The organism is Faecalicatena contorta (assembly GCF_022835095.1).
Taxonomy (GTDB): Bacteria; Bacillota; Clostridia; order Lachnospirales; family Lachnospiraceae; genus Faecalicatena; species Faecalicatena contorta.
The window spans coordinates 4,106,374-4,129,387 of record NZ_BQNQ01000001.1; the positions used below are offsets into that span (position 1 = coordinate 4,106,374).

Consider the following 23,014-nt stretch of genomic DNA (forward strand, 5'->3'; position numbering starts at 1 on the left):
AGCCTCCTTCTCAGACTTTCTATCCCTCTGTTGCCGTTTCATATTCCTGCAAATGCAGCTCCGAAAACATCTTTTCGCAGAGGGATAAGAACTCCTGCTGATTCATCCCTTTCAATTTTGCCTCCGCCGTCAGTAGCTCCAATTCCTCTTCCAGCTTCTCATGGAATACGCCGTCCGCACCCTGTACCGGCCGCACCACAGCTCCATGCCGTCTGTCAATCTCAATAAACCCTTCTGCTTTTAGTACCTGATACGCTTTATTCACCGTCATCGTATTTATTCCCGCGTCTCCTGCAAGCTGCCGCACAGTTGGAAGCCTCTCCCCAACCCTTAGTTCCCCTCTTCCAATGCCCAGCACAATCTGATTGCGCAGCTGCACATATATAGGAATATCTCCGGACATATCCAGTTTTAGAATCACAATATCACCTCCTCGAAAATTATTTTTATGTTACACGCTTCTATTTGTATTATTTATTATAATACAAATAATACATAAGTCAACCATGTTTATCTTAAACACTTATATATTTGGTCCAAATGGCTTTTATTGCCCCCCTGCGAGATATACGGACGGGATGGCGGCAAAAAACCGGGATAGGTTCTATATATACTGAACCTATCCCGGCTATCCCGGCGGCATCCCCCTCTTTTTCAGACAGACGCCCTTCTAATTCATTCACTCATCTTCCAGTGCACAATTCTTTGCCTCTTGTATATAGTGTTCCACCTTATTCTGCGGTATCCCCAGCGCATACCCCAGTTCGCTGTACAGCGCATGCTCAATCAACTGCTGGTATTTCTTATCAATACTGGTTATGCTGCCTCTGCTCAGCGTTCTTTTATGGAGTGTCTTCAGTACTTTTACCCAATCTTTTGGTCTATTGCCGGAGATACAGTCTTTGTATTCACGCTCCCTCAGCTTTTCATTCTGGATCCAGAGCACATCAATCTCATCCAATTTATGGATCAGTTCGATCGCCTCGTCTCTGCTCACCGGTTTCCTGATATTTTCCCTATCTTCTGTCGGCACATATGCCCGCTCTCTTGAATCCTCCAAAGACTGCAGGGTATAATACTTTTTTCTGCGGTCCACAAAGCTAAAATTCAAAGTTCCTACATCTTCTACCTTAAACATCCCTTTGCACTTATAAACTACTACTTCACCCGGATTCATTCTTTACGCTTCCTCTTTCTTTCCAAATCTACTGCAGGTACACTCTGACTATAATAATTAGTATTTAAGAAAGGCCGGTACATCATCTGTAACGGCCTGTTCTCAGCTTCTATATTTTGATTATAGCATATTTTCCGGCTTTTTGTAAGGCTTTTCACTCCTATCCGATAAATTTCATGAATTTGTTTCAAAAATCCCCTACAGATCTTTGTGTATTCTGCACAGTCAGGGCCATGAATCGCCAGATATATGGCTCCTTACCGACCTTCTCCTGCCTGTATCTGTTTCCGGTATTCTTTCGGGGTCATCTGCACCGATTCTTTAAATATCCTGAAAAAATGGCTGGGGCTTGAATACCCACAGGCCTCGGATACCTGATAGACGGTAAGCCCGGTATCGGCCAGAAGGTGCATGGCCTCATTCAGCCTGGCCTCCTTCATGATATCACGGCAATTTCTACCAGTGTGCTTCTTTATATATCCAGTGAGATAGTTGGCATTGTATCCCAGGCCCGCTGCCATTTCCTCCAGGGTCTGCTGCATACAGTGTTCCCGTACATACTGAAGCACTTTCCCCGCCTTTCTGTCCATGCCATAGTAACTGTACCGGCCACGCTTCACAAGACTGTCAAGAAGCAAAAGAAGCCAAGCTTCGAGTGCAAAAGTCTGATGGAATCCCGCCTGCGTGTACTCTTCGACCATATTGTTCATGAATATCGGAATATTTTTGCTGTATCCGGTAGAAAAGAACATGTATTTTTCTTTGCCCGGATTATCATATCTCAAAAATTCCGAGATTGGATTTTTATCCATCACAAACTCCCGCAATGTCCGCCCAAAGAGTTTATCCTTAATACAGACATTTACGATAAGCGTCTCCGGATTTACACAATGGATTGCCTGAAGCGCATATTTGTTCAACAATACAATATCTCCCTGGGACATGTAAAGCTCTACGCCATCGATCTCATTCAACAGCTCCCCCTGGCATACATAGCACAATTCAAAAAAATCATGATTATGCAGCGGAAAATCCTCTGTCACCTCATGTCCCAATATGTAAATATTCTCCCGTTCGGGAAATCCGGATGCAAGTTTTTGAATATCGTGGATAAAATAATGTTCCTCCAGCTCGTTATAGTTGTGCTTAAGCAGCTCCTGTGGAAGGATAACTTTATGCTCTCTCTGCGGTTCTCCCCGGCGGTTTTTTACAACAGCCAGGGACTCCGCCATTTTATTCTGCCGCATATGTGCCTCCTCCGTGAACTTTATACTGCGCCTGTGTCTTTTTTCCGCCCCAATTGAAATATGAGAAAATCACACATTAACGTGTAATTACTCCCTGTTCTGATCACTCATTTTACCATATAATATTGGTATAAGCAATGAAACTAAGGAGGTGGCGGGTGTGAAAACATATGTGATTCATTTAGATACTGTGCAAAATTTAAAAGACTATCTGTATATGCTGGGAAGTTTTTCTTTTACAGGAATTGTTGCAACAGACTGTGCCAATGTCCAGCCAGAAGACATTCTCTCTCTGTTCGACCGCTGCAGCGACGGCACATTTGTACTGATGGTTCAGGGCTGTGAAGAGCAGGTGCTGGAAAGCATGGAGAAATATTTAGAAGATTGCGGTCTTGTCTGCCATAATAAAAAAACTGCATGAACTGAATGACCGATCAACTGGGGATTTTTTTAACTGCAAAAGGAATAGATCATAAGTCATTAAATCCCTAAAATATATAGTTACATTATAACATCTCCTCTCAAAAAACCAATACTTTTAATCATTAAAAAACTCCCCAAGACGGAAGTCCTGAGGAGTTGTAAAATCTTTTTGAAATTGTACGTGTTGAAACGTATGCTTATCTCTTACTGAACTGTGGTGCTCTACGAGCTGCTTTGAGACCGTATTTCTTACGTTCTTTCATACGTGGATCACGTGTCAGGTAACCAGCTGACTTCAGAATCGGTCTGTAGTCCGGATCTGCTTCAAGAAGTGCTCTTGAAATACCATGACGGATTGCTCCTGCCTGTCCTGTATATCCGCCTCCATGTACATTAACCAGTACATCAAATTTGTCGCTTGTTGATGTTGCTACAAGCGGCTGGCGAACAACGACCTTCAATGTCTCCAGTCCTAAATAATCGTCAATGTCTCTTTTATTTATAGTGATCTTACCTGTTCCAGGTACAAGATATACTCTTGCGATAGATTTTTTTCTTCTTCCTGTTCCGTAATATTTTGCGTTAGCCACTGTAATGTCCTCCTTTCAACCTTTCCTTAAAATGTTAATACTTCTGGTTTCTGAGCCTGCTGTTTGTGCTCTGGGCCAGCGTATACATGAAGTTTGTTCATCATCGTTCTACCTAAAGGTCCTTTTGGAAGCATTCCTTTTACAGCCAGTTCAATGACCTGCTCCGGCTTCTTGTCCATCATCTCTGCCAGTGTAGTCTCTCTCATGCCGCCTACGTATTCAGAGTGGTTATAATATATCTTCTGCTGTAACTTCTTACCTGTTACCTTTACCTTCTCTGCATTTACAACTACAACGTAGTCGCCTGTATCAACATGTGGTGTGAATTCTGGTTTGTTCTTACCTCTTAAAACTTTTGCAATCTCAGATGCAAGGCGTCCTAAAGTACATCCTTCAGCGTCAACCACATACCATTTTCTTTCAATCTTGTCTGGGTTAGCCATATAAGTCTTCATGGGTGTTCCTCCTATCATAATCATATCATATAACTTAACTTGCTTAATTTTTTATATGAAATCAGCGCACTCCGGGGCTTTGGTGTATGCTGTTTCTCCTTTTTTCATGCTGTTCTATTATAGTATGTTAGCATCCCGTTGTCAACATTTTTTTCTTTTTCCACGATAAAATCCACGATAAAATTGTAATAAAAAAAGTAATAAAGCCATGAAATTTCAGCCCCCCTAAAGGCTCCCCGTAATGCAAGCCCTGCATCTCTTGCAGGGCTTGCATTACGGGACGCCCTTTGGATAGATCTTCTTTTAATTTTAAGTACTATTAAAATGCATTATTTTTACCCGGATTTATGATATACTAAAAAAGTATACTTATTATACAAACATAAAAAAATTTTAGAAAGCAGGTGGAATTTATGTGGGCTTATAATGAAACTTTCTATCAAATATATCCGATTGGATTTTGTGACGCCCCCGTCCATAATGACGGTATCACAGTACCCCGTATACGTAAGATTGCAAAGTGGGGAGGATATCTCCAGGAGCTTGGAATAGGATCCATTATTCTGAATCCGATTTTTGAATCCGATAATCACGGATATGATACCCGGGATTTTAAAAAAGTAGACTGCCGCCTCGGCACGAATGAAGATTTTAAATACGTATGTGAAACGCTGCACTCCCATGATGTCAAAATCATGCTGGATGGGGTCTTCAACCATGTAGGCCGCGGTTTTTGGGCATTTCAGGATGTACAGGAAAAGAAATGGGAATCTCCGTACAAGGACTGGTTTCTCATTAATTTTGACGGCAACAGCGGTTATAACGATGGCTTTTGGTATGAGGGCTGGGAAGGCCATTTCGAGCTGGTTAAGCTGAATCTGCAAAATCCTGCAGTCACAGATTACCTGCTGGATTGTGTCCGATTCTGGATTGAAGAATTCGGCATTGACGGACTGCGCCTCGATGTTGCTTACAGCCTGGACCACAACTTTATGAGACGTCTCCGCGCATTCTGCGAAGAGCTCAAACCAGGATTTGCCCTGATTGGAGAAGTGCTCTTTGGCGACTATAACCTGATCGTCAATGACGAAATGCTGCACAGCTGTACCAATTATGAATGCTACAAGGGCATCTATTCCAGCTTTAACAGCATGAATCTCTTTGAAATCGCCCATTCACTCAACCGCCAGTACGGCCCGGAACAGTGGTGCATATACAGGGGCAAGCATCTGATGAACTTCGTAGATAATCACGATGTCACCCGAATTGCCAGTATTTTAACGAATAAAGAACATATCATCCCTGCTTATGGCATCCTATTCGGCATGCCAGGCATCCCTTGCCTCTATTATGGAAGCGAATGGGGAGAAGAGGGGATAAAGGCCCCGGACAACGATTACGCTTTGCGCCCTTCATTTGACGAACCAAAGCCGAACAACCTGACAGCCTACATCCGTACCCTAATCACACTCCGCAGAGAAAGCGATGCCCTATGTAACGGCGGATACCATAACGTAGTCATCACAAACCACCAGCTGATCTTTGAGCGGAAATCAAAAAAAGAAAAAATCCTGGTAGCAATCAACGCCTCCGCTTCCGACTTCACCGCAGAAAACGGAGAACTGCGGGGAGATTATACAGATCTCATAACAGGCAGAGAAGGCACATTAAACGGCCGACTTGATATGAAGCCTTATAGTGTACAGTATTTGAGGGTTGGGTAGAAGGGGCTCCCTCTTCGGTCCACTGCCCCCGCCTTTATGCACCTCCCCCGGAGGTGCATAATGTCCCGGCCGGATGCGCCAGCTTTAAGGAATCGGGGAAAGACTTTTTTGAATGCGTCTTTTGCGGTGTTACAACCGCTGCATCAAAATAAAAGCCAACATATGAATTGACGGCAGGGCCACCAGCCCTGCCGTCAAACCGACTTATACAGGAATGCATCGGCATTCCCATTTCCCCACACATCATACTTCCTTCACAAGCACCTTTAGGATTTCCGCCATGTACATGGTGTGATAGTCTTTCCCCGGATAGCATCTTGAATCATTTTCTTTCTCATCAAAATGTTCTGATGACATATCCTGATGATATTGTTTTTTGCAGACGAGTATCATATTTGCTTCTTCGAATGCGGTTGTCCCGTCCGTATAGTAGGGGGTCAGCCCTGCCTCTGCTTCTTTGTCGCAGTCTTTTCCGGACTTGCTGCCGCAGATGTTCAATGCTTTTCTGTATGATTCGTCGTAGAAGGACAGCGTAAACAACTCATTGGCATCCACAAATTCTTTTGTGTAACGCTGCGGGCGGATGTAGACGCTCACTACGTTTTTTCCCCACATAATCCCCATACCGCCCCAGCTGGCAGTCATGGTGTTGTGTTTCTCTTCATCCCCGGCGGTTACGAGCATCCACTCTTTCCCAATCTTTGTAAATGGATTAAACTGCAGTTCTTCTGCAGATACTTCTCTAAATCCCATCATCGATTACCCCCTGTATTTGTATTATATTATTTTTACTCAGGTTCTGCTTATTTTAATACCACTTTACGGAAGTTCTTTTTCCCCTTTTTCAGTATTACGCCTTCTCCTGACAATACATCTGCTGTAAATGACGCATGGATGTCTGTGATTTTTTCTCCGTCCACAGCGACCCCGCCCTGTTCTACCGCGCGTCTCGCCTCTGATTTGGAGGAAACAAGGCCGCTCTTTAAAAGCAGGGTGAGAATATCGGCAGTATTCTCTGTCAGATCCTCTGCAGTCAGTTCTGCCGTCGGCATTTCCGCCGCATTTCCCTGGCTGAAGAGGGCTCTTGCACTTTCCTGTGCCTTGTCTGCCTCCTCTTTGCCGTGTATCATCTGTGTCAGTTCGTATGCCAGTATTTCTTTCGCTTTGTTTAACTGACTGCCTTCCCATGAATCCATTGCGTCAATTTGTTCCAGAGGCAGGAACGTAAGCATACGGATGCACTTCAATACATCGGCGTCCGCAATGTTTCTCCAGTATTGGTAGAACTCGAACGGAGATGTTTTGTTTGGATCAAGCCACACAGCGCCCGACTGGGTTTTCCCCATTTTCTTTCCCTCTGAGTTCAGAAGCAGAGTAATGGTCATGGCGCTTGCATCTTTTCCAAGTTTTCTGCGGATGAGTTCTGTTCCCGCAAGCATATTTCCCCACTGGTCATCCCCGCCAAACTGCAGGTTACAGCCATATTTCTGGTATAAAGCATAAAAATCATATGCCTGCATAATCATATAGTTGAATTCCAGGAAGGTCAGGCCCTTCTCCATTCTCTGCTTATAGCACTCCGCAGCAAGCATCCGGTTTACGCTGAAATGAGACCCGACTTCCCGCAGAACTTCGATATAATTCAAGTCCAGAAGCCAGTCGGCATTATTTACCATCATTGCTTTTCCTTCAGAAAAATCGATGAAATTACTCATCTGTTTTTTGAAGCAGTCACAATTGTGCTGAATAATTTCCGGCGTCATCATCTGGCGCATATCGGATCTTCCGGATGGGTCACCGATCATCCCTGTGCCTCCCCCGATCAAAGCAATGGGCTTATTCCCCGCCATCTGCAGGCGTTTCATCAGGCAGAGCGCCATGAAATGCCCTACATGGAGGCTGTCTGCCGTGGGATCGAATCCGATATAAAATGTAGCCTTCCCATTATTGATTAATTCAGAAATCAATTTTTCGTCTGTTACCTGGGCAATCAGCCCTCTGGCCTGTAATTCTTCATACAGTGTCATTTTTTCATTCATCCTTTCTTTTGTGGTTCTGATAATAAGCGTGCAGGCGAAGAATTATATGCATTCTTGTGCACTCCGCATTTCACGCAAAAAGAGCCCTCCATCCAAAAGGACGAGGGCTCATAAAACTCGTGGTACCACCTTTATTCGCAGACGATTCGCATCCCCTGCCTCAGTGAGTATATCCTGCACACATAGCGACCGCTTGATCCGTCCTGCATACCGTGCATAATTACTCAGTGCAATAACGTGCACCACCCCGTCACAGCCTACTTGCATACCCGCCTGCTGTACAGCGGATAACTCCAATGCTTTTGGTGTGAAGCTCCGAGATGTATTCATAACCAATCGTGTCGCGCGCCTCTCATCAGCCGGCAGCTTTCTGTTTTCTCCGAATCAGCTATTACTTGTTCTCTTCATCGCTTTTTTCATATCTGTTGCAATCTTATCTTATTCTTCTGAATTTGTCAAGGCGGAAATTTGAGTTTTGGAGGACGCGAAATAAAGGGAGCGCGGACATCATGCCAAATACGCATATGACGTTTCGATAGGCGAATACGCTTAAAGCATTTCAATAAATGCCGCCAGCCTTGTATTGAGCTGTCCCAGGTCAGCCATAGAATAATCCGTTTCTACACTGATATAGGGCTTCCCCTTTCCATTTACAAATTTGCGTATCCCCATGGATTCCACGCTGTATGTATGACAGGCCTGCAGGATCACTTCTACCACGCCGTCTACTTTAAACTCTTCCATAAGTCGTCCCAAAAGTTCCAGACGGTTTGGATTCGGAGTCATAACTGAACACCCGATATCCAGATATCTTCTGGCAAGCGTCTCATAGATATCCTCGGCTTCCTTCCCACGTTCCTGCCTTCTCCATATTCCCTTATGATCTTTTCTGTCAGCGCATCCACTTCTCCCGGGATTGCTTTTTTATCAAACTTAAAGGTACTGCCATACATAACATGAAACAGATCCTGCCCGCTGATGGGCGCCGGATCATTTGCCATCACACTGTACAGCCCCTTTATGGATCTTCTGACCTCATTCATAACCCGCACAGCTTCTCTTAGCTTTTCATCCGTTATTTTAACTTCAAATTTTTCCTCCAGATATTCCTTCACGCGGATAATTTCGTTCTTCCACAGCCTGAGCCCGTCTTCTGACTGGCGGTTTGGAAGTTCCATCAGATAGACCGGTTTAATTTCCGACATATACTCATGCATCTTTTTCTTACCGTCACAGGTAGTCTCTCCCACAACCACATCAGAAAAATAGAAAAACGGACATTTATCGGTCTTTGCAAATCCATAACTAGACTTGATCAGCGGACACAGATTTTTCGGCAAATCTTTTTCCGCCTCGGAAATGGTCTCGTCAGATGTGGAACAAAGCCCTACAACTGCCGCCCCCATAGCCATGGCGATCTCCTGGGGAAAATAGGTACAGTAACCCCCAACTACAGGTATCCCCTTTTCCTTCAGCTCTAGAGCTGATCGGCAGCGCCGTCCCCTGTGCAGCCAGCTCAAACAGTTCATCCAGCGCTATCCCCAGCCGGTTAGCCATAATCTCCAGAAACTTGCCCGTTCCTGCCGAGCATTTATCATTCATAAGAAAATCTGTCACGGCTCCATTTTGAATCCGGATCACTTTTGTATCCTGTCCGCCCACATCAATCCCATCTTCTTCCAGGCGAGCCTGAATCACCCCTGCCGTCTCCCGTCCGCTCCATCCTGTGGGCATCACAAACTGCTGCGCCTTCTCCCCCCGCACCACCACCTTAGACGCGCTGGACCCAATATCAATTCCAACATAATTCATCCTAAAAACTCCTGTCTTTATACTCTCCTACTAATGCTAACATGTACTCCCATAAAAGTCATATCGCTTTTTTGTATGTATGGGGGGATTTATTGATGGGGTCGATGAAGGGAGGACACCTGATTGGGGAGGGGATTGTGCGACGGCGGGGGAGCCTGCATATCGGAAATAGTTGATCCACCCATTTGTGTATTTCCTTAGTTTCTCTTCCCTTTCCGAGTTGCCCCACTTGTTCCCTCTGGTTGTAAGTTCCCTTAGGCGGTTTTTCATCTTATCCACGGATTTCGGGTGTACTCTCAGCCAGCATTTCCCTTTATTTCACTATTCAACCGTGTCCACTTTCCTCAGGTTAATCTCCCTTATAATCTCAGGCTCAATCTTATAGTTTCGTTCAATATCCATCAGACCATTGATTTCCTGTTGGATATCCGTCACTTGAGTATAGCAGTATCCACAGGAATACGGAAGTTTTTTCATAGCAGTCGTGATATCATCAAACCGCTTGATAAATTCTTCTTTCGAGTTCACTTTATTGCCATACCCCCAGCCCTGTTCACCATTGTCGAAAGCAATACCCCCAAATTCACTGATTATGATGGGTTGCCCCTTATATATATAACCGTTTGCAAAGGCAGATTTTCGATTGCAATGATATATCCTAGTGTCCATAAGTTCATCTTTGTGAGCTAGATATCTGTGAAGAAAATCCTCTCCCTTTTCTTCATAATCATGAAGCGTAATAATATCTGATACGGTATGTTCCCATCCATCATTGACAATGACTGGGCGCCCCTTGTCAAGGCTTTTTGTAAGGTGATAGATCATCTCTGTAAAATGTTGCTGCATCGGTTCTGTCTCTACTGACGGGACTCCCCAGGATTCATTCACCGGTGTCCACGTGATGATAGATGGGTGATTATAATTCTGCCTTACAATATCACTCCACTCTTTCATGAACAATACCACGGAATCATCCGTATAGGTATAATTAGACGGTGCTTCACCCCAGACTAACATTCCCATCACATCACACCAGTAAAGAAATCTCTCATCCTCAGTCTTTTGATGCTTTCGGATACCATTGTATCCAAGATTCTGCACCTTCTTAATATCTGTCACAAGTGCTTCTTCATCCGGAGGTGTAAGGTGACTTTCCTTCCAATATCCCTGATCCAAAATCAACCGTTGGTAAAGTGGTTCTCCATTCAGGAGGATGTTCGGGCCATCGATGCGAATTTCTCTCATTCCAAAATATGATCCCACTTCATCCAAAAGTTCAGTCCCTTCGTATACCCGGAACTCGATATCATATAAATTTGGTTCCTCCGGTGACCATTTATAAAATCCCCACTCCGTGTCTGCATTATGGATTCCTCGTAAATCCAATTGCATCCTTACAATGTCTTCATCCACCATTGCCCGGCATCTTGCGACAAGAGTATCCTTGAAAAAAGCGGCCGCTTCCACGTCCAGATTTCTTCCTTTGGCTCCCTCCAACATACATTCTATCTCCAGAGTTCCCTTTTCGAGATCCGGTGTCATCTTTACATGTTCCAATCTGCTTTCCGGCACCATTTCCATCCATACAGATTTCCAGATACCGGTTGTTTGGACATACCAACATCCGAAATTCTTTGGCAGCCATCTTTGTTTTCCCCTGGGCTGACGCGGATCCAAACTGTCCTCCACTCTGACTGTCACTATGTTCTCACCGTCTGCCAATACAGAGGTCATATCAAAGCTGAACCGTGTATATCCACCCTTGTGCTGCCCCAGACATTCTCCATTGACCCAGACCTTTGTAGTGAAATCACTTCCCTCAAAATGGAGTATTGCCCGCTGATTTTTCATAGCCTTTTTATCAATTTCAAAAGTCCTTCTATACCACACATAATTATGTACCGACTCATCACCGATACCACTTTTCTCTGTCTCATATGTGAACGGAACCTGGATTTTTCTCTGAGCATCAAACGTCTGATACCACTTTTCTATCTCACCGCGGTTCTCGTCGTCAAAGCGAAACCCCCACTCCCCACTAAGGTCCACCCAGTTATCCCGTACAAATTGTGGCCTTGGGTAGTTTTTTTTATAACATTTCATCTCTCTTCTAGTCTCCTTCTAGTTATCTGTCAAACCACACTTCCAGCGTTTCTTCTTTATGAATGGTAACCGGTTCTTCCAATAGGATTTCAACACCTTTTACTCCCTTTTCTACAGAGAATTGCAAGTTTTCCCCCCCACAAGAGATGCCGCATATATCTTCATATTGTTCTGGAAGCCCGAATCTCTGGATGGTGACAAGTCCATACTCCACTTCTAGCTTTGTTCCCTCTGCTGACAGTTCAAAGAGTCCCCAGCCAGAATCCATACTGAAGAAAGAAGCAAACCTTTCCTGTTCTAATTTCGGATAGAAAGCTATCCTTTGCTGCCCCATATCTACCTCATACCCACTCACCGCAGGTACCAACGAAAAACTTGCCATGCTTCTCGCATAATTGCTTCCACATTCAAATTCATTCCACGGGTTGCGCTGCTCTCCATCGAACCGGTCACGGATATCCTTCACGATCTCAAACCCTTCTTCAAGGAGTCCTTCCTGAATCATATGGGCCGCTGCCTGATATTCCAGACCACAGAACACTTCATCTGCATAAGTAAGTGGTACGGAAGGCTTCGGTGCTCCGTCCGGCCACCCACATATCTTCAAATAGCGGTCGTCATCCAACGCATAGATCCGTCCTGCATTAAATGTATTCCTTGCATCTAGGACACGGTTGTACTTATAGATGGAGCGCAGCGCGCTTTTCGTCTTTTCTTCCTCAAAGATTTCACCCAGACCGCACAGATTCGCATGCCACTGTGCCAGTACCTGATCCGTTGCACACCCGTTTGCCACCTGATATTTAATTTCCTCTGTTTCTTTATTCCAGTATGCATCGATTGCTGTATAGCCATCGATTGAGAGCATCTTGTCGTATTTTTTCAGCAAAGTCATATCCTTTAAATCCACATCCTGCTGGAAATACTCTCCATTAAAAAGAATCTTGTTGCAAAACTTCTTTCCATTTTCAAAAAGACGCAGATACAATACTTTTTCCTCTTCGTATCCTAATACTTCGGCAATATTTGCTCCGGCTTTCAGCGCGCCAAGATAAAATCCGTTCAGCCAGCTGCTTGGACCAAAAAGCTCCATGTCCATAGTATGATGCTGCCGTCCCTCGAGGATACCATCCTGATTCTCGTCCCATCGGTCCAGATTCGTCTCCGCCCATGCAAACTCTATACTCTTTTTAATCGGAATCCAATTCTTAGAAAGCCACTCTTTGTCACCACATAGAAGATAGTCTCTCCACGCCTTCATCACACCGCCCATCTGGCCATCCACACACGGTCTGAATCCATCCCGCTCCCGGCCAAGAGGCAGCATCAAACGAAACGACATTCCACCGTCCTCTCTCTGATTATAGGCAAAGTCTACATCCCTCATACTTCTCTCCAACTTCGGGAAGAGATACGGCAGTGCATACGCATAATTCCATACATGAGTGCAGCTTCCCTCACAGATTCCTTCTGTTAGTCCGCTTCCCTCAAACCCGTAGAATTCACCATTTTCCAATCTAAGGCAGGTTGCGGTCTTCAAAATAGACATATTTGCAGAGACTGCCTCCAAACAAAAATCCGGAAGTGATGTCTGATACAGTGTATCTTTGAAAAGCTTTGTGTCACGGTACAACCTGTCCCAGTTGCTGATCCCATAAACCGCACAATCCTTTGCGCTTCCCGTAAGCTTAGTGTAGTAATTCTGCCAGATGACTGGTGCCTCTGCTTTAGGCTCTGGATGCCATGTATTGGCACAATTCGGAAAATACCAGGTCAGAATGAAGCGGATTTTCTTTTTCTCCCCTGCCTCCAGCTCGCAGTGAGCCGCCAGTGTGGCATGCTCTTCTCCGTCCAGCACGTATGGTGTCCTGTCGTTCCCACGGATTGATGGATAGAATCGATTCTTAAGATGCCCGCCTTTCATCACGTCATGCCAGTACATTTCCAGACTGTCAAACCATTCTGCCCGATACCAATATTCCTGATAGCTGATATCCTCGTGATCCGTTGCAATACATAGGTTGCCCCACACCAAATCTTTTGTGTCTACCTTTTCACACTCTAACTGGATTCCGCTCATACTTCCCTCTTTTACAAAACTGTTCTTCCCCGTCCCGTAAGGAAGAGGGTTATTCAAAGTAAAAAAGGCTGTATAGTCCAGCCTATCAGAAGTTGGATTTTCGAATTCCACCTCAAAATGTGCTGCCGGCAGGGAAGAATCTTTGTCATTCAGAGGAATAAATGTACTGAATGCTGACAGCTTCACTCCTCCCGGGAAAGAAGCGTCCCGAAATTCCATCTCAGCGAACGGATATTCTCCTTTGAATTCCCATTCCTTAAAATGCGGAACTCCTGCCATCGTCCCTCTATATGGTCCCATGCCGTATCCGAATCCGCCATTCCCACGGGCTACGTTTCTTGTCTCTCCTCCTGTAGCACCGTCAATCCAGTCTCCCTGCAGAACACGAGCATCCAATACTTCCCCTTTCTTTTCTGCCCTGACCATGATATGTGTGAATCCATTAGATGTGTTTTTATAGGGATGATTGTAAATCTCCCAATCCTTCAGGCGCCCGTTGCCTGCCAGCCCGATACATCCGGCACCAATCCCTCCCAATGGGAATGAGATTTCCTTCGTTTTATGATTTCTATAACTTTTCATGTGAACCTCCAGCTATGTAATGTTATCCTTTCACTCCTGAAGAGAGTGATAAAGATTGTAGGAAATATTTTTGTGCAAAAATATATAATAAAAATGTCGGAATAATAGACACCACCGCTGCAGTCAGGATAGATGCCAGATAAAAGTTACCATATGCCCCCATCAAAAGCTGCAGTCCTGGGGTCAGCGGCATCTTCTGTACATCGTTGAAAACGATTGATGGCCAAAGAAGATCATTCCACTGGCTCGTAAATGTAAACAGAACCACCACAGTGACAACCGGCTTCATCATAGGCATAATAACTCGGGAATAGATAGTAAATTCTCCTGCGCCGTCAATCCGCGCCGCCTCATCAAAGTTCTTTGGTATCCCCAGCATAAATTGCCGCATCAGGAACATATTCGTCACTCCTGCCAATGAAGGCACGATCACAGCAGCCATCTTGTTCACCCAGCCGAACATATTTACAATCTGGTAAAGAGGGATTATATTCACAATCTGGGGGAAGAATGACAGTGCAAGCATACAGTAGAACACCTTGTCCCTTCCTTTCCATTCAATCCTCGTATATCCATAAGCTGCAAGAGAAAGCAGAATCACAGATCCTGCAGCGCTTACTGTCGAAATCACCAATGAGTTTACCAGCCATTTCAGCACCGGAGTATTCCCTGTACTAGTCAGTACATATTTGTAATTCTCGAGTGTCCATGTCTGGGGAATAAAATGAAAGTTTAAATCTTTGATTTCTATTTCACTTTTCAGGCTTGATAAAATGCCATAACAGATTGGCAGCACCCATATCAGGCAGATCAGCCCCACCAGCAGCCCGATTATAAACCGGCGAAGAGACGTCTTCTTTTTCATCGTCTTTCCCTCCTAATCTTCATTCCGTATCAGCTTAAACTGGAATATGGAAATAATTGCAATAAAAATACCCAGAATAACCGCCATTGCGGATGCTATTCCTGCAGCAGACTGTCCTGAACCAAACGCGATGTTCCGTATATGGTATACCAGTACCTTAACCGCCGGTGCCGTAGCCGGGTCTACCCTCGTCATGATCGTTGGCTGCCCATAAACATTAAAACTTCCGGCAACAGTGATTACCAGGGTATACAGTAATTGGAAGCGTATTGAAGGAAGTGTGATCTTGAAAAACTTTACGATTCCTCCGGCGCCATCAATTTCCGCTGCCTCATAAAGATCCTGCGATACCCCGCTCAGTGCCGCCTGATAAATAACCATGTTCGCCCCCATCGTCCACCAGACCGTCATAACCATCAAAGCGATCCAGGCATAGGGCATGGTCGTTGCCCAAGGAACCTTTGCCCCCATCATGGATGCAAGCCCAAAACGGCGATTCAAAAGCTGCATCCAGATTAATCCCACCGATGTGACAGAAAATAATGTTGGCAGATATAATACAGACTGGAAAAACTTCGATCCATATGGACGCAGATGCAATACAAGTGCAAACCCAAGTGGTACAACAATACACAAAGGAACATTCAAAACTACAAATAGCAGCGTATTCCTTATGCCTTCCATAAACTGCCGATTAAAGGTAGACTTACTATTCAGTAAAATTTCTTTATAATTTGCCAGCCCTACCCACTCCGGTGTGCCAATCATGTCCCAATTTGTGAACGAAATGTATATCCCGAACACGATAGGAATACAGACGAAAATGATAAAAAGTATCATATGTGGTACAATGAACGCATACTGCAGGAAGCTGCGCTTTTTCTTTCTGTTTTCCTTTATGCCCACTTCGTATTTCCCACTCATAGAAATTCCTCGCTCTATCACTTATTACAAAACAGTTACCTGATACCTCTCAAATGAAATAACTGCACGACCATACTCCGTGGATTGTGCAGTCACTTCACTTGTAATGTACTCGCGTGTCACCCTGGTATAACGCAAAAGTACAATTCTATTATTGCTGCTGGGCAATATTATCTACTGTCCTTTGCTGCACTTGTTCCAGCATCTCGCCAAGATCCATTCTTCCCCAGAGCGCTTCCATATGTACCTCGGATACAGCGTCGTCAGCAATTCCGCCGTATTTGTAGCTGCGGAAAGTAATGGTATCTTCTTCTGCCGGATCAGAAACATAGAAATATCCCGGCATTTCTTTAAACTCTGCCTCATCATCTGCACCTCTGGATGCCGGAACCTGACCACTTCGTGCCCATTCCATAGTATTTTCTCTTACAAAGTCAAGAAAATCTGCGATGACTACTTTCTTTTCGTCTGTTCTTTCCTCGCTCTTGAATAAGACGAACTGGTTTGAATTTGCAAAGTTAACGATCTTGTCTGGTGAGTATGCAATGGTGTTGGTCATTCCATAATCCAAATCTTCTGCCTTCCTTAGTGCATTGTAATCCCACACCCCTGTATGACAGAAAATAGACATATTGTTGATAAAGAGCTGCAAGTTATCATCACCGTCTTCACTTCCGCCTCCGGCTTCCTGAATCGCAATCAATGTCTCATAAGCTTTTTTCATCTCAGGACTGTTCAAATTTGGTGTCACGCCGTCTTCTTTAAAGATAAACCCACCTTCCTGTGCCGCCAAGGATAATGCCATCTCATAGGTAAAGAAGGAAACAGGAAGTGTAATGATGCCGTCTTTTTTTGCATCCGGAATAATCTCCATGATTTCGTCTACGGTAACCACATTGTCATCCAGCACGTTTGGTGCATATTTCTCTACTAACTCTTTGTTATATAAAAGTCCGGTCACTCCCATATCAAGAGGGATGGAATATTGTGTTCCGTCTATATTTCCTGTATTCCATACAGCATCTCGATAATTTTCTTTTTTAATCTCCGGCTTGCTTTCCAGAATCTCATCCATTGGTTCTAAAAGTCCCTGATCTACAAACATCGGCACACGTGCCACATCTACGATACAGAGATCAGGCACGCCTTCACCTGAATTCACAACTGTCGGAATCTTCTGGTACATATCTCCTCCGGCCATTGTAATATTATTGATCTTATACTCCGGATTTGTCTTATTGAACTCCTCAACCATCTTGTTCATATTATCCCCGTCAGGTCCGGTAAAAAAATTCCAAAAATCAATCTTTTTCCCGTCACTTATCTGGCTCTCTGTTTTTGTCCCATCCTTGTTCTCCGGGTCTGCCTTTTTTTCACCACCCGAACATGCAGTCAGACCGCACAACATAGCCATTGCCACCATGACAGAAACCGCACCTTTTAAATTTCTTTTCATACACTTTTCCTCCTTTTTAAATATCCTCTTTTATTTAGAACAGTTTTTTTGTTTCTTTAATTGTACATTACCACTATTTTGCATATATGTCAACATATTTATTGTTTATTTTATACTTTTTGTACAATATATCCCCTGTTATTCTATAATTAAAAACATATTTATTGTTTTAATTCGTTTTACACCTTTCTCTCAAGATCCTTGTTTCTATCATTTACTAGTGCACTGTCTCATTGATATTCAACCTAATAACTAGGCTAAATTTCCAGATTCAGTATGTAAAAAGCATAAGCGTAGCCCCACTACGCCTATGCTTTTTTACATACTGAATCTAAAAATTTATTCTGCGCTATTAAGATAAATCTCAATGTGCCAGTACACTAGCTTTCTTAATAATTTAAAAAATGCGTCCCCGCAATTGATACGAAAACGCACTTTTTATTAATATTATTAGTTAGTATTCAATCGTCATAACGATATCCTGTGCATAGTCTCCTGCTTTCCTGCCAAAAAAATTGAACCCGCCTACATATTTTGCATCCGGCTTGTTGCCAAACCGCACCGTAATATATGGCTTATTCTCGATCTCCATCCCTGCCAGGGCACTCTCTCCCACTTTCGTATCATTTACATAGCATGCATCACCATCTATGCTCCAGCTTACCAAAAGACCATATTGGGTATTCCCTTCCTTGATCCATTCTGGTGTAAGCCTCCCTCTGCGCTTTCCAAAATCACCTGGACTGGTCCATGTTCCACAATCTATGCCATTCATCCACAATGTAATGTCTGACTTCCAATCCTCACGATAATTAGGCGCTTCGGAACAAATCTCTGCCGATACCATAATCCGCTTTATCTCTTTGCCTTCGGGCACAAGGTTGGAAAAACGATATTCTACATATCCTGCTGAAGACCATAGAATCTGTGCATCTGCGCGCTCCGGAGAATAAAACATTTCAGGCTTGTCTTCATTCCCAATCATATCCCATTCGGTCCCAATTCCGCATGTCGGATAGATTTCACAATCGGTAAAAGCACCTACCGGCATACTGATTGTCTTTACCTTGCTTGTTTTATCTTCCAGACTGTGCAGGCGAATGGTCACCAAATCCCCTTTCCTGCTGCACACCTTCGCACTTCCTCTCTCACCGGGCTGCTGCTCGGTATTGATTAGTCCAGCCTCCTCTAATGTTTTTACATGAAGTCCTGCACTGGACGCAGGAAGTGAGAGCTTTTCTGCAATCTCTCTTACATTATAGCTATTGGTATAAAGTAATTTGATAATCTCGATACGAAGTGGCGAAGAAAGTGCTTTCGCTACTGTGCATAGCTTCTCCGGAGCATCTGCACTCAGTTCTATATATTTTGCCATATGGTCACCGCTTTTCTTTTTTTCATTCAATTCTTATTTCTTTAATTATAATAGCATCCTAAAAAATTGTCTAGCTCGTTTTCTCCCTGATTATCAATAACTAGTTTCCCGTGTGACATCTTTCAGCCACTTATAGCTTTTGTACCGCACCCAGGTAATCGTTACTTTAATCAGCTCTTCACACATCAATATCGTATACTTATCTGCATTTGCTTCGATTGTCGTACCATCAATAAAAATGGATTCATCAGAAACTTCTCCTATTTCATAAAGATAGTTACTGACTTCCACCATAATTTTTTTCAATTGGAGCAAAATGAATGGTACGAAATCGTGCGATTATAGCATGATCAGGCGCTGGTGCGTCCTCCAAAAGAAACATGAAATTGATGTCCCTGTGACATGCTGTTTCGATGTCGCGAAATGAGTAGAGTTTATTCATGTAAGCATATATCATAATCTTCAGCATCTGTCGTGGCGTTGCAGTATTTTTTCGAATTCGGAAATAAATCCTATATAAATCTGAAATACCCATCTCCTTTACGAATTGACTTAGTAGACGCACCGAATCATTATCTGGGATTATGCAATCAATATTTAGCGACAATTTTAGTTGATAAAAACTAGTTGCCAGAGTATAATTCTTTTGTAAGAGATTTTTTATTTGCATAAATATATTTTACACCTTTTGCCAGGCTTTCCGAAGCCTGGCAATTGTGTTTTTTGCATGAAAAAGGAGCTGTGCACTAATTACTTAGTGCGACAGCCCCAAACCGACCCGAAGTGAGAATTCATCAGAGTTCTCGCAAGTGTCGGCGGTGTTCAGTATGCCGGCTCCGATTTTGATTAGCGGCACTTATGCCCTAATTCCGCATCCAGAACAGGCATATTTCAATTCCACGCAGCGTCCCCCCATCCAAAACCCACCATCATCAAAACCTACTGACAGAGTTTCTTAAATTCGTCGGCTACGAATTGTACTTTTGTTCCTATGATGACCTGAACAGCATTTTTGCTCGGCCTGATTACGCCTGCAACGCCTGCTGATTTGATCATCTTTTCGTTTACTGCTGTATAATCTTTGATTTCAAGACGAAGTCTTGTGATACAGTTGTCAACGGATGTAACGTTTTCCTTGCCGCCTACGCCTTCCAGAATGATTTTCGCGATTTCTGTGAAGTTGTCATTGGAAAGCTGTACTTTTGCTTCATCTATATCATCGTCCTCACGTCCCGGTGTTTTCAGGTTGAACTTCACAATAACGATTCTGAAGACAATGTAGTAAACAACAGCTACAATAAGTCCGATTGGAATCAGGTACAGCGGGTTTTCTGCGAACGGAGCTTTGAAGCTCAGGAACCAGTCTACGAAGCCCGCACTGAAGTTGAAGCCCGCACGTACCGGCAGCAGGGCTACAATTGCCATAGAAATACCTGTTAACAGGGCGTGGATCGCGTAAAGCGCCGGTGCAAGGAACATGAATGCGAATTCCAGAGGTTCGGTAACACCTGTGAAGAAGGAAGATAATGCCGCTGCCATTAACAGACCTGCCGCAACTTTCTTCTTGTTTTCTTTTGCTGTGTGGTACATAGCCAGTGCAGCTGCCGGAAGACCGAACATCATTACCGGGAAGAAACCTGACATATACATACCTGTCTGGCCTAAGATACCGCCCTCCATTGTGCCCCAGAACTTACCGATATCATTGATGCCGGCAACATCAAACCAAAATACGGAGTTCAGTGCGTGGTGCAGGCCGAACGGAATCAGCAGTCTGTTGAAGAAGCCGTAAATACCTGCTCCGATTGCTCCTGTGCTCATGATAGCCTCACCAAATGCTACGAGTGCTCCATAAATTACCGGCCATACAAAGTACAGTATGATAGTTGCTACGAGAGAAGCGCCTGCCGTTACAATCGCAACGCATCTCTTGCCGCTGAAGAATGACAGCGCATCGGGTAATTTAGTTGACTTAAATTTGTTGTAGCAAGCCGCTCCGATCAAACCACAGAGAATACCGATAAACTGTGTCTGTGTCTTTCCAAATGCGGCAGGAACAACTGCCTCTTCCACACCTTTGAACATTGCAACAACGGATGTGGATAACAGCGTTGTAATCATCAGCCATGAAACAAGTCCTGCAAGGCCTGCCGTACCATCATTGTCATCAGACATACCAACAGCAACACCGATTGCAAACAGAATCGCCATATTGTCGATCAAAGCTCCCCCAGCTTTCAGCAAGAATGCTGCGACAATGTTGTTGGCCCCCCAGCCTGACGGGTCAATCCAATAACCAATTCCCATCAGAATAGCCGCTACCGGAAGACATGCAACCGGAAGCATCAAGGATTTACCTAGTCTTTGTAAATACTTCATGTTTTTCCTCCTTCTTGAATCCCTTTGATTGATATAATCCCATTTATTTTAAACCGGCGCGCTGCCGGATAAAATACGCCCCGCTATGCGGCTTATTTTTCTACTACAGAAAGAACGTCGTCCCCTGCTGCTACCTGTTTATCAGCCATTGCCTCCACAGATGCATAGTCTCCGGTGTTACAGATCAGCATCGGAGTTATGATATCGTATCCGGCTGCTTTAACTTTCTCCAGATCCACCGTCAGAAGAAGGTCGCCTTTTTTCACTTTGTCACCGGCTTTCACATGGCCCTCAAAGCCTTCTCCCTTCATTTTCACCGTGTCGAGGCCTACATGGATCAGAACCTCTGCACCGTACTCTGTTGTCAAGCTGACAGCATGAAGTGTGTCGAATACCATTCCGATTTCACCATCGGCCGGTGCATAGATTTTGCCCTCTGAAGGAATCACTGCAACGCCTTTACCTAGAATCTCCTCGGCGAATGTAGGATCATTTACCTCTTTAATCGAAACAGCCCTGCCCGCTGCAGGTGCTCCCAACATATGCTTTAAATCTTTTTTCTTTAAAAAATGAAACATCTTTCTTCCTCCTTTTATTCTTCTGCCATCGTGACTCTCCGGATATGGATGGCCAGATACATAATTTCTTCTCCGGATATCTTACTGTTTGTTGCATCTTCTATATAATCTGCAACTTTTCTGCTGCACGCATATTCTCTTGGATATTTGGTCATCATCATCTCCGCCAGCTCGCTTTCCTCATTGGGAAGCAGTTCTTTTCGATATACTCTCTGTAAAAGGAACTTCACATGAGTGACAAATCTTTCATAGTGGAGCGAATCTTCATCAAACTCCATATTCAGTTCACTCTTGACAATATCGAGTATATCTTTCATCAGATTTGGAAAGTTCAGGGCGTCCCTGATGTCCGTTCCGTACTCTGCATTTACAAAATGAAGCGCTATGAAACCGGCCTCGTCATCCGGCAGTGCAATATGAAGTCTCTCCCAGATCATATCCACCGCATATTTCCCCAGCTGGTACTCCTGCTGATAAAATCTTTTAATCTCCCAGAGAAGCGCATTTTCAGGTTTGATCCCCTGCGTAAACCGCTCAATCGCAAAATTGATATGGTCTGTCAGTGTAACGTATATGCTTTGGTTCAGCTTTAATTTGAGGTGCTTCTTCGCATGAGAGATAATGTCGTTAGATATCTGCGCATGCTCCAGAGGCATATTTGCAAGCAGCTCCTTGAACTGATCCGCTAAACTCTGGCTCTTGATGCGAAAGATTTTTTCAATCTTCTGCTCCGCCACCTCCCGCCCGGGCTTTGTGCCAAAGCCTATGCCGCGTCCCATAATGACAACTTCTTTTCCCGTATCATCATAGGCGGAAACTATGTTATTATTTATAACCTTTTCAATTACCATAATAGCCCTGCATTCCTTTTTAACAAATTTTCTGCTTACCTGTTTATTGTTGCCAGTTTTTTCAGATTACTATTAGGTTCTCATAAGACATTTCTGGAAGAAATCCCTTAGAAACTAGTCTGCATTGTAACTGTTCGGAACAGATACGGCGGATTTTACAAAACAAAAAAAACCAAACCCTATAAACATGACCTTTTGATCCGTTTATAAAATCTGGTTTTGCCTGCCAAACAGTAACAATCCATTACTATTCATTTGATGTTTAAACTATAACAAAATTATTCACAGTTGTCAACCGTTTGCAGTGAAGTAATTTATAATTTGGTTATAATGTTTATATTTTTTTAATATTTT

General features: G+C 43.9%; 21 protein-coding genes and 2 pseudogenes. 2 read left to right on the forward strand and 21 right to left on the reverse strand.

Annotation, left to right across the window (positions count from 1 at the left end):
- Nucleotides 1–19 precede the first annotated feature (19 nt).
- The 3 genes from MWG26_RS18365 to MWG26_RS18375 all read right to left on the reverse strand — a co-directional run bounded on the left by MWG26_RS18365 (nucleotide 20) and on the right by MWG26_RS18375 (nucleotide 2,424).
- The gene (locus MWG26_RS18365) at nucleotides 20–421 is read right to left on the reverse strand and encodes a GntR family transcriptional regulator (RefSeq protein WP_025656167.1); all 402 of its coding nucleotides are present in this window, start codon (nucleotides 419–421) and stop codon (nucleotides 20–22) included.
- A gap of 258 nt (nucleotides 422–679) precedes the next feature.
- Complete coding sequence (locus MWG26_RS18370) at nucleotides 680–1,177, reverse strand: CarD family transcriptional regulator (protein ID WP_025656166.1); 498 nt, start codon at nucleotides 1,175–1,177, stop codon at nucleotides 680–682.
- A gap of 257 nt (nucleotides 1,178–1,434) precedes the next feature.
- A complete protein-coding gene (locus MWG26_RS18375; protein ID WP_025656165.1) occupies nucleotides 1,435–2,424 on the reverse strand; it encodes an AraC family transcriptional regulator in 990 nt (329 codons plus the stop codon).
- A 160-nt stretch (nucleotides 2,425–2,584) separates the two neighbouring features.
- Between MWG26_RS18375 and MWG26_RS18380 the strand changes: the two genes are divergently transcribed.
- Nucleotides 2,585–2,845, forward strand: a complete 261-nt coding sequence (locus tag MWG26_RS18380) for a hypothetical protein (RefSeq protein WP_025656164.1) — start codon at nucleotides 2,585–2,587, stop codon at nucleotides 2,843–2,845.
- A 199-nt stretch (nucleotides 2,846–3,044) separates the two neighbouring features.
- Here the strand turns inward: MWG26_RS18380 and rpsI are convergent, their stop codons facing one another.
- Complete coding sequence (rpsI, locus tag MWG26_RS18385; protein ID WP_025656163.1) at nucleotides 3,045–3,437, reverse strand: 30S ribosomal protein S9; 393 nt, start codon at nucleotides 3,435–3,437, stop codon at nucleotides 3,045–3,047.
- A 26-nt stretch (nucleotides 3,438–3,463) separates the two neighbouring features.
- On the reverse strand, nucleotides 3,464–3,892 hold the full coding sequence (gene rplM, locus MWG26_RS18390; protein WP_025656162.1) for a 50S ribosomal protein L13: 429 nt from the start codon (nucleotides 3,890–3,892) through the stop codon (nucleotides 3,464–3,466).
- 413 nt (nucleotides 3,893–4,305) lie between these two features.
- Here rplM and MWG26_RS18395 point away from each other — a divergent pair, with 413 nt between their 5' ends.
- On the forward strand, nucleotides 4,306–5,616 hold the full coding sequence (locus tag MWG26_RS18395) for an alpha-amylase family glycosyl hydrolase (RefSeq protein ID WP_025656161.1): 1,311 nt from the start codon (nucleotides 4,306–4,308) through the stop codon (nucleotides 5,614–5,616).
- A gap of 243 nt (nucleotides 5,617–5,859) precedes the next feature.
- On the opposite strand, the gene MWG26_RS18400 is transcribed toward MWG26_RS18395, so the two are convergent.
- From MWG26_RS18400 to licT, 16 genes and pseudogenes are all read right to left on the reverse strand, one after another.
- On the reverse strand, nucleotides 5,860–6,369 hold the full coding sequence (locus MWG26_RS18400) for a flavin reductase family protein (RefSeq protein WP_025656159.1): 510 nt from the start codon (nucleotides 6,367–6,369) through the stop codon (nucleotides 5,860–5,862).
- Between the two features lie 50 nt (nucleotides 6,370–6,419).
- Nucleotides 6,420–7,643 (reverse strand): tyrosine--tRNA ligase, encoded by a 1,224-nt coding sequence (gene tyrS, locus MWG26_RS18405; protein WP_117441093.1) that lies wholly within the window; start codon nucleotides 7,641–7,643, stop codon nucleotides 6,420–6,422.
- A gap of 561 nt (nucleotides 7,644–8,204) precedes the next feature.
- A pseudogene (locus MWG26_RS18410) lies at nucleotides 8,205–9,133 on the reverse strand (2-hydroxyacyl-CoA dehydratase); the annotation flags it as partial.
- A gap of 1 nt (nucleotide 9,134) precedes the next feature.
- Nucleotides 9,135–9,467 (reverse strand): annotated as a pseudogene (locus MWG26_RS18415) (BadF/BadG/BcrA/BcrD ATPase family protein); the annotation flags it as partial.
- A 36-nt stretch (nucleotides 9,468–9,503) separates the two neighbouring features.
- Nucleotides 9,504–9,737, reverse strand: coding sequence for a group II intron maturase-specific domain-containing protein (locus MWG26_RS23080; protein WP_081733100.1), 234 nt, complete (start codon nucleotides 9,735–9,737; stop codon nucleotides 9,504–9,506).
- A gap of 51 nt (nucleotides 9,738–9,788) precedes the next feature.
- Entirely contained in the window at nucleotides 9,789–11,570 is a 1,782-nt protein-coding gene (locus MWG26_RS18425; protein WP_117441094.1) for a glycoside hydrolase family 2 protein, read from the reverse strand.
- A 22-nt stretch (nucleotides 11,571–11,592) separates the two neighbouring features.
- Nucleotides 11,593–14,232, reverse strand: a complete 2,640-nt coding sequence (locus MWG26_RS18430; RefSeq protein WP_117441095.1) for a GH116 family glycosyl-hydrolase — start codon at nucleotides 14,230–14,232, stop codon at nucleotides 11,593–11,595.
- 22 nt (nucleotides 14,233–14,254) lie between these two features.
- Entirely contained in the window at nucleotides 14,255–15,097 is an 843-nt protein-coding gene (locus MWG26_RS18435; protein ID WP_025656156.1) for a carbohydrate ABC transporter permease, read from the reverse strand.
- Nucleotides 15,098–15,109: 12 nt separating this feature from the next.
- Entirely contained in the window at nucleotides 15,110–16,021 is a 912-nt protein-coding gene (locus MWG26_RS18440; RefSeq protein ID WP_025656155.1) for a carbohydrate ABC transporter permease, read from the reverse strand.
- Nucleotides 16,022–16,172: 151 nt separating this feature from the next.
- Nucleotides 16,173–17,477 carry an extracellular solute-binding protein gene (locus tag MWG26_RS18445; protein ID WP_025656154.1) on the reverse strand — a complete coding sequence of 435 codons (1,305 nt, stop codon included), beginning with the start codon at nucleotides 17,475–17,477 and terminating at the stop codon, nucleotides 16,173–16,175.
- 454 nt (nucleotides 17,478–17,931) lie between these two features.
- A complete protein-coding gene (locus MWG26_RS18450) occupies nucleotides 17,932–18,852 on the reverse strand; it encodes an ArsR/SmtB family transcription factor (protein WP_025656153.1) in 921 nt (306 codons plus the stop codon).
- 93 nt (nucleotides 18,853–18,945) lie between these two features.
- Nucleotides 18,946–19,158 carry a hypothetical protein gene (locus tag MWG26_RS22950; RefSeq protein ID WP_330641670.1) on the reverse strand — a complete coding sequence of 71 codons (213 nt, stop codon included), beginning with the start codon at nucleotides 19,156–19,158 and terminating at the stop codon, nucleotides 18,946–18,948.
- Entirely contained in the window at nucleotides 19,130–19,522 is a 393-nt protein-coding gene (locus tag MWG26_RS23085) for a transposase (protein ID WP_081733095.1), read from the reverse strand. Before MWG26_RS23085 ends, MWG26_RS22950 begins: the two co-directional genes overlap by 29 nt.
- Before the next feature lie 269 nt (nucleotides 19,523–19,791).
- The gene (gene nagE, locus MWG26_RS18460; protein WP_025656152.1) at nucleotides 19,792–21,231 is read right to left on the reverse strand and encodes an N-acetylglucosamine-specific PTS transporter subunit IIBC; all 1,440 of its coding nucleotides are present in this window, start codon (nucleotides 21,229–21,231) and stop codon (nucleotides 19,792–19,794) included.
- Between the two features lie 92 nt (nucleotides 21,232–21,323).
- Complete coding sequence (locus MWG26_RS18465) at nucleotides 21,324–21,809, reverse strand: PTS sugar transporter subunit IIA (RefSeq protein WP_025656151.1); 486 nt, start codon at nucleotides 21,807–21,809, stop codon at nucleotides 21,324–21,326.
- A gap of 14 nt (nucleotides 21,810–21,823) precedes the next feature.
- Complete coding sequence (licT, locus tag MWG26_RS18470; RefSeq protein ID WP_025656150.1) at nucleotides 21,824–22,660, reverse strand: BglG family transcription antiterminator LicT; 837 nt, start codon at nucleotides 22,658–22,660, stop codon at nucleotides 21,824–21,826.
- Nucleotides 22,661–23,014 lie beyond the last annotated feature (354 nt).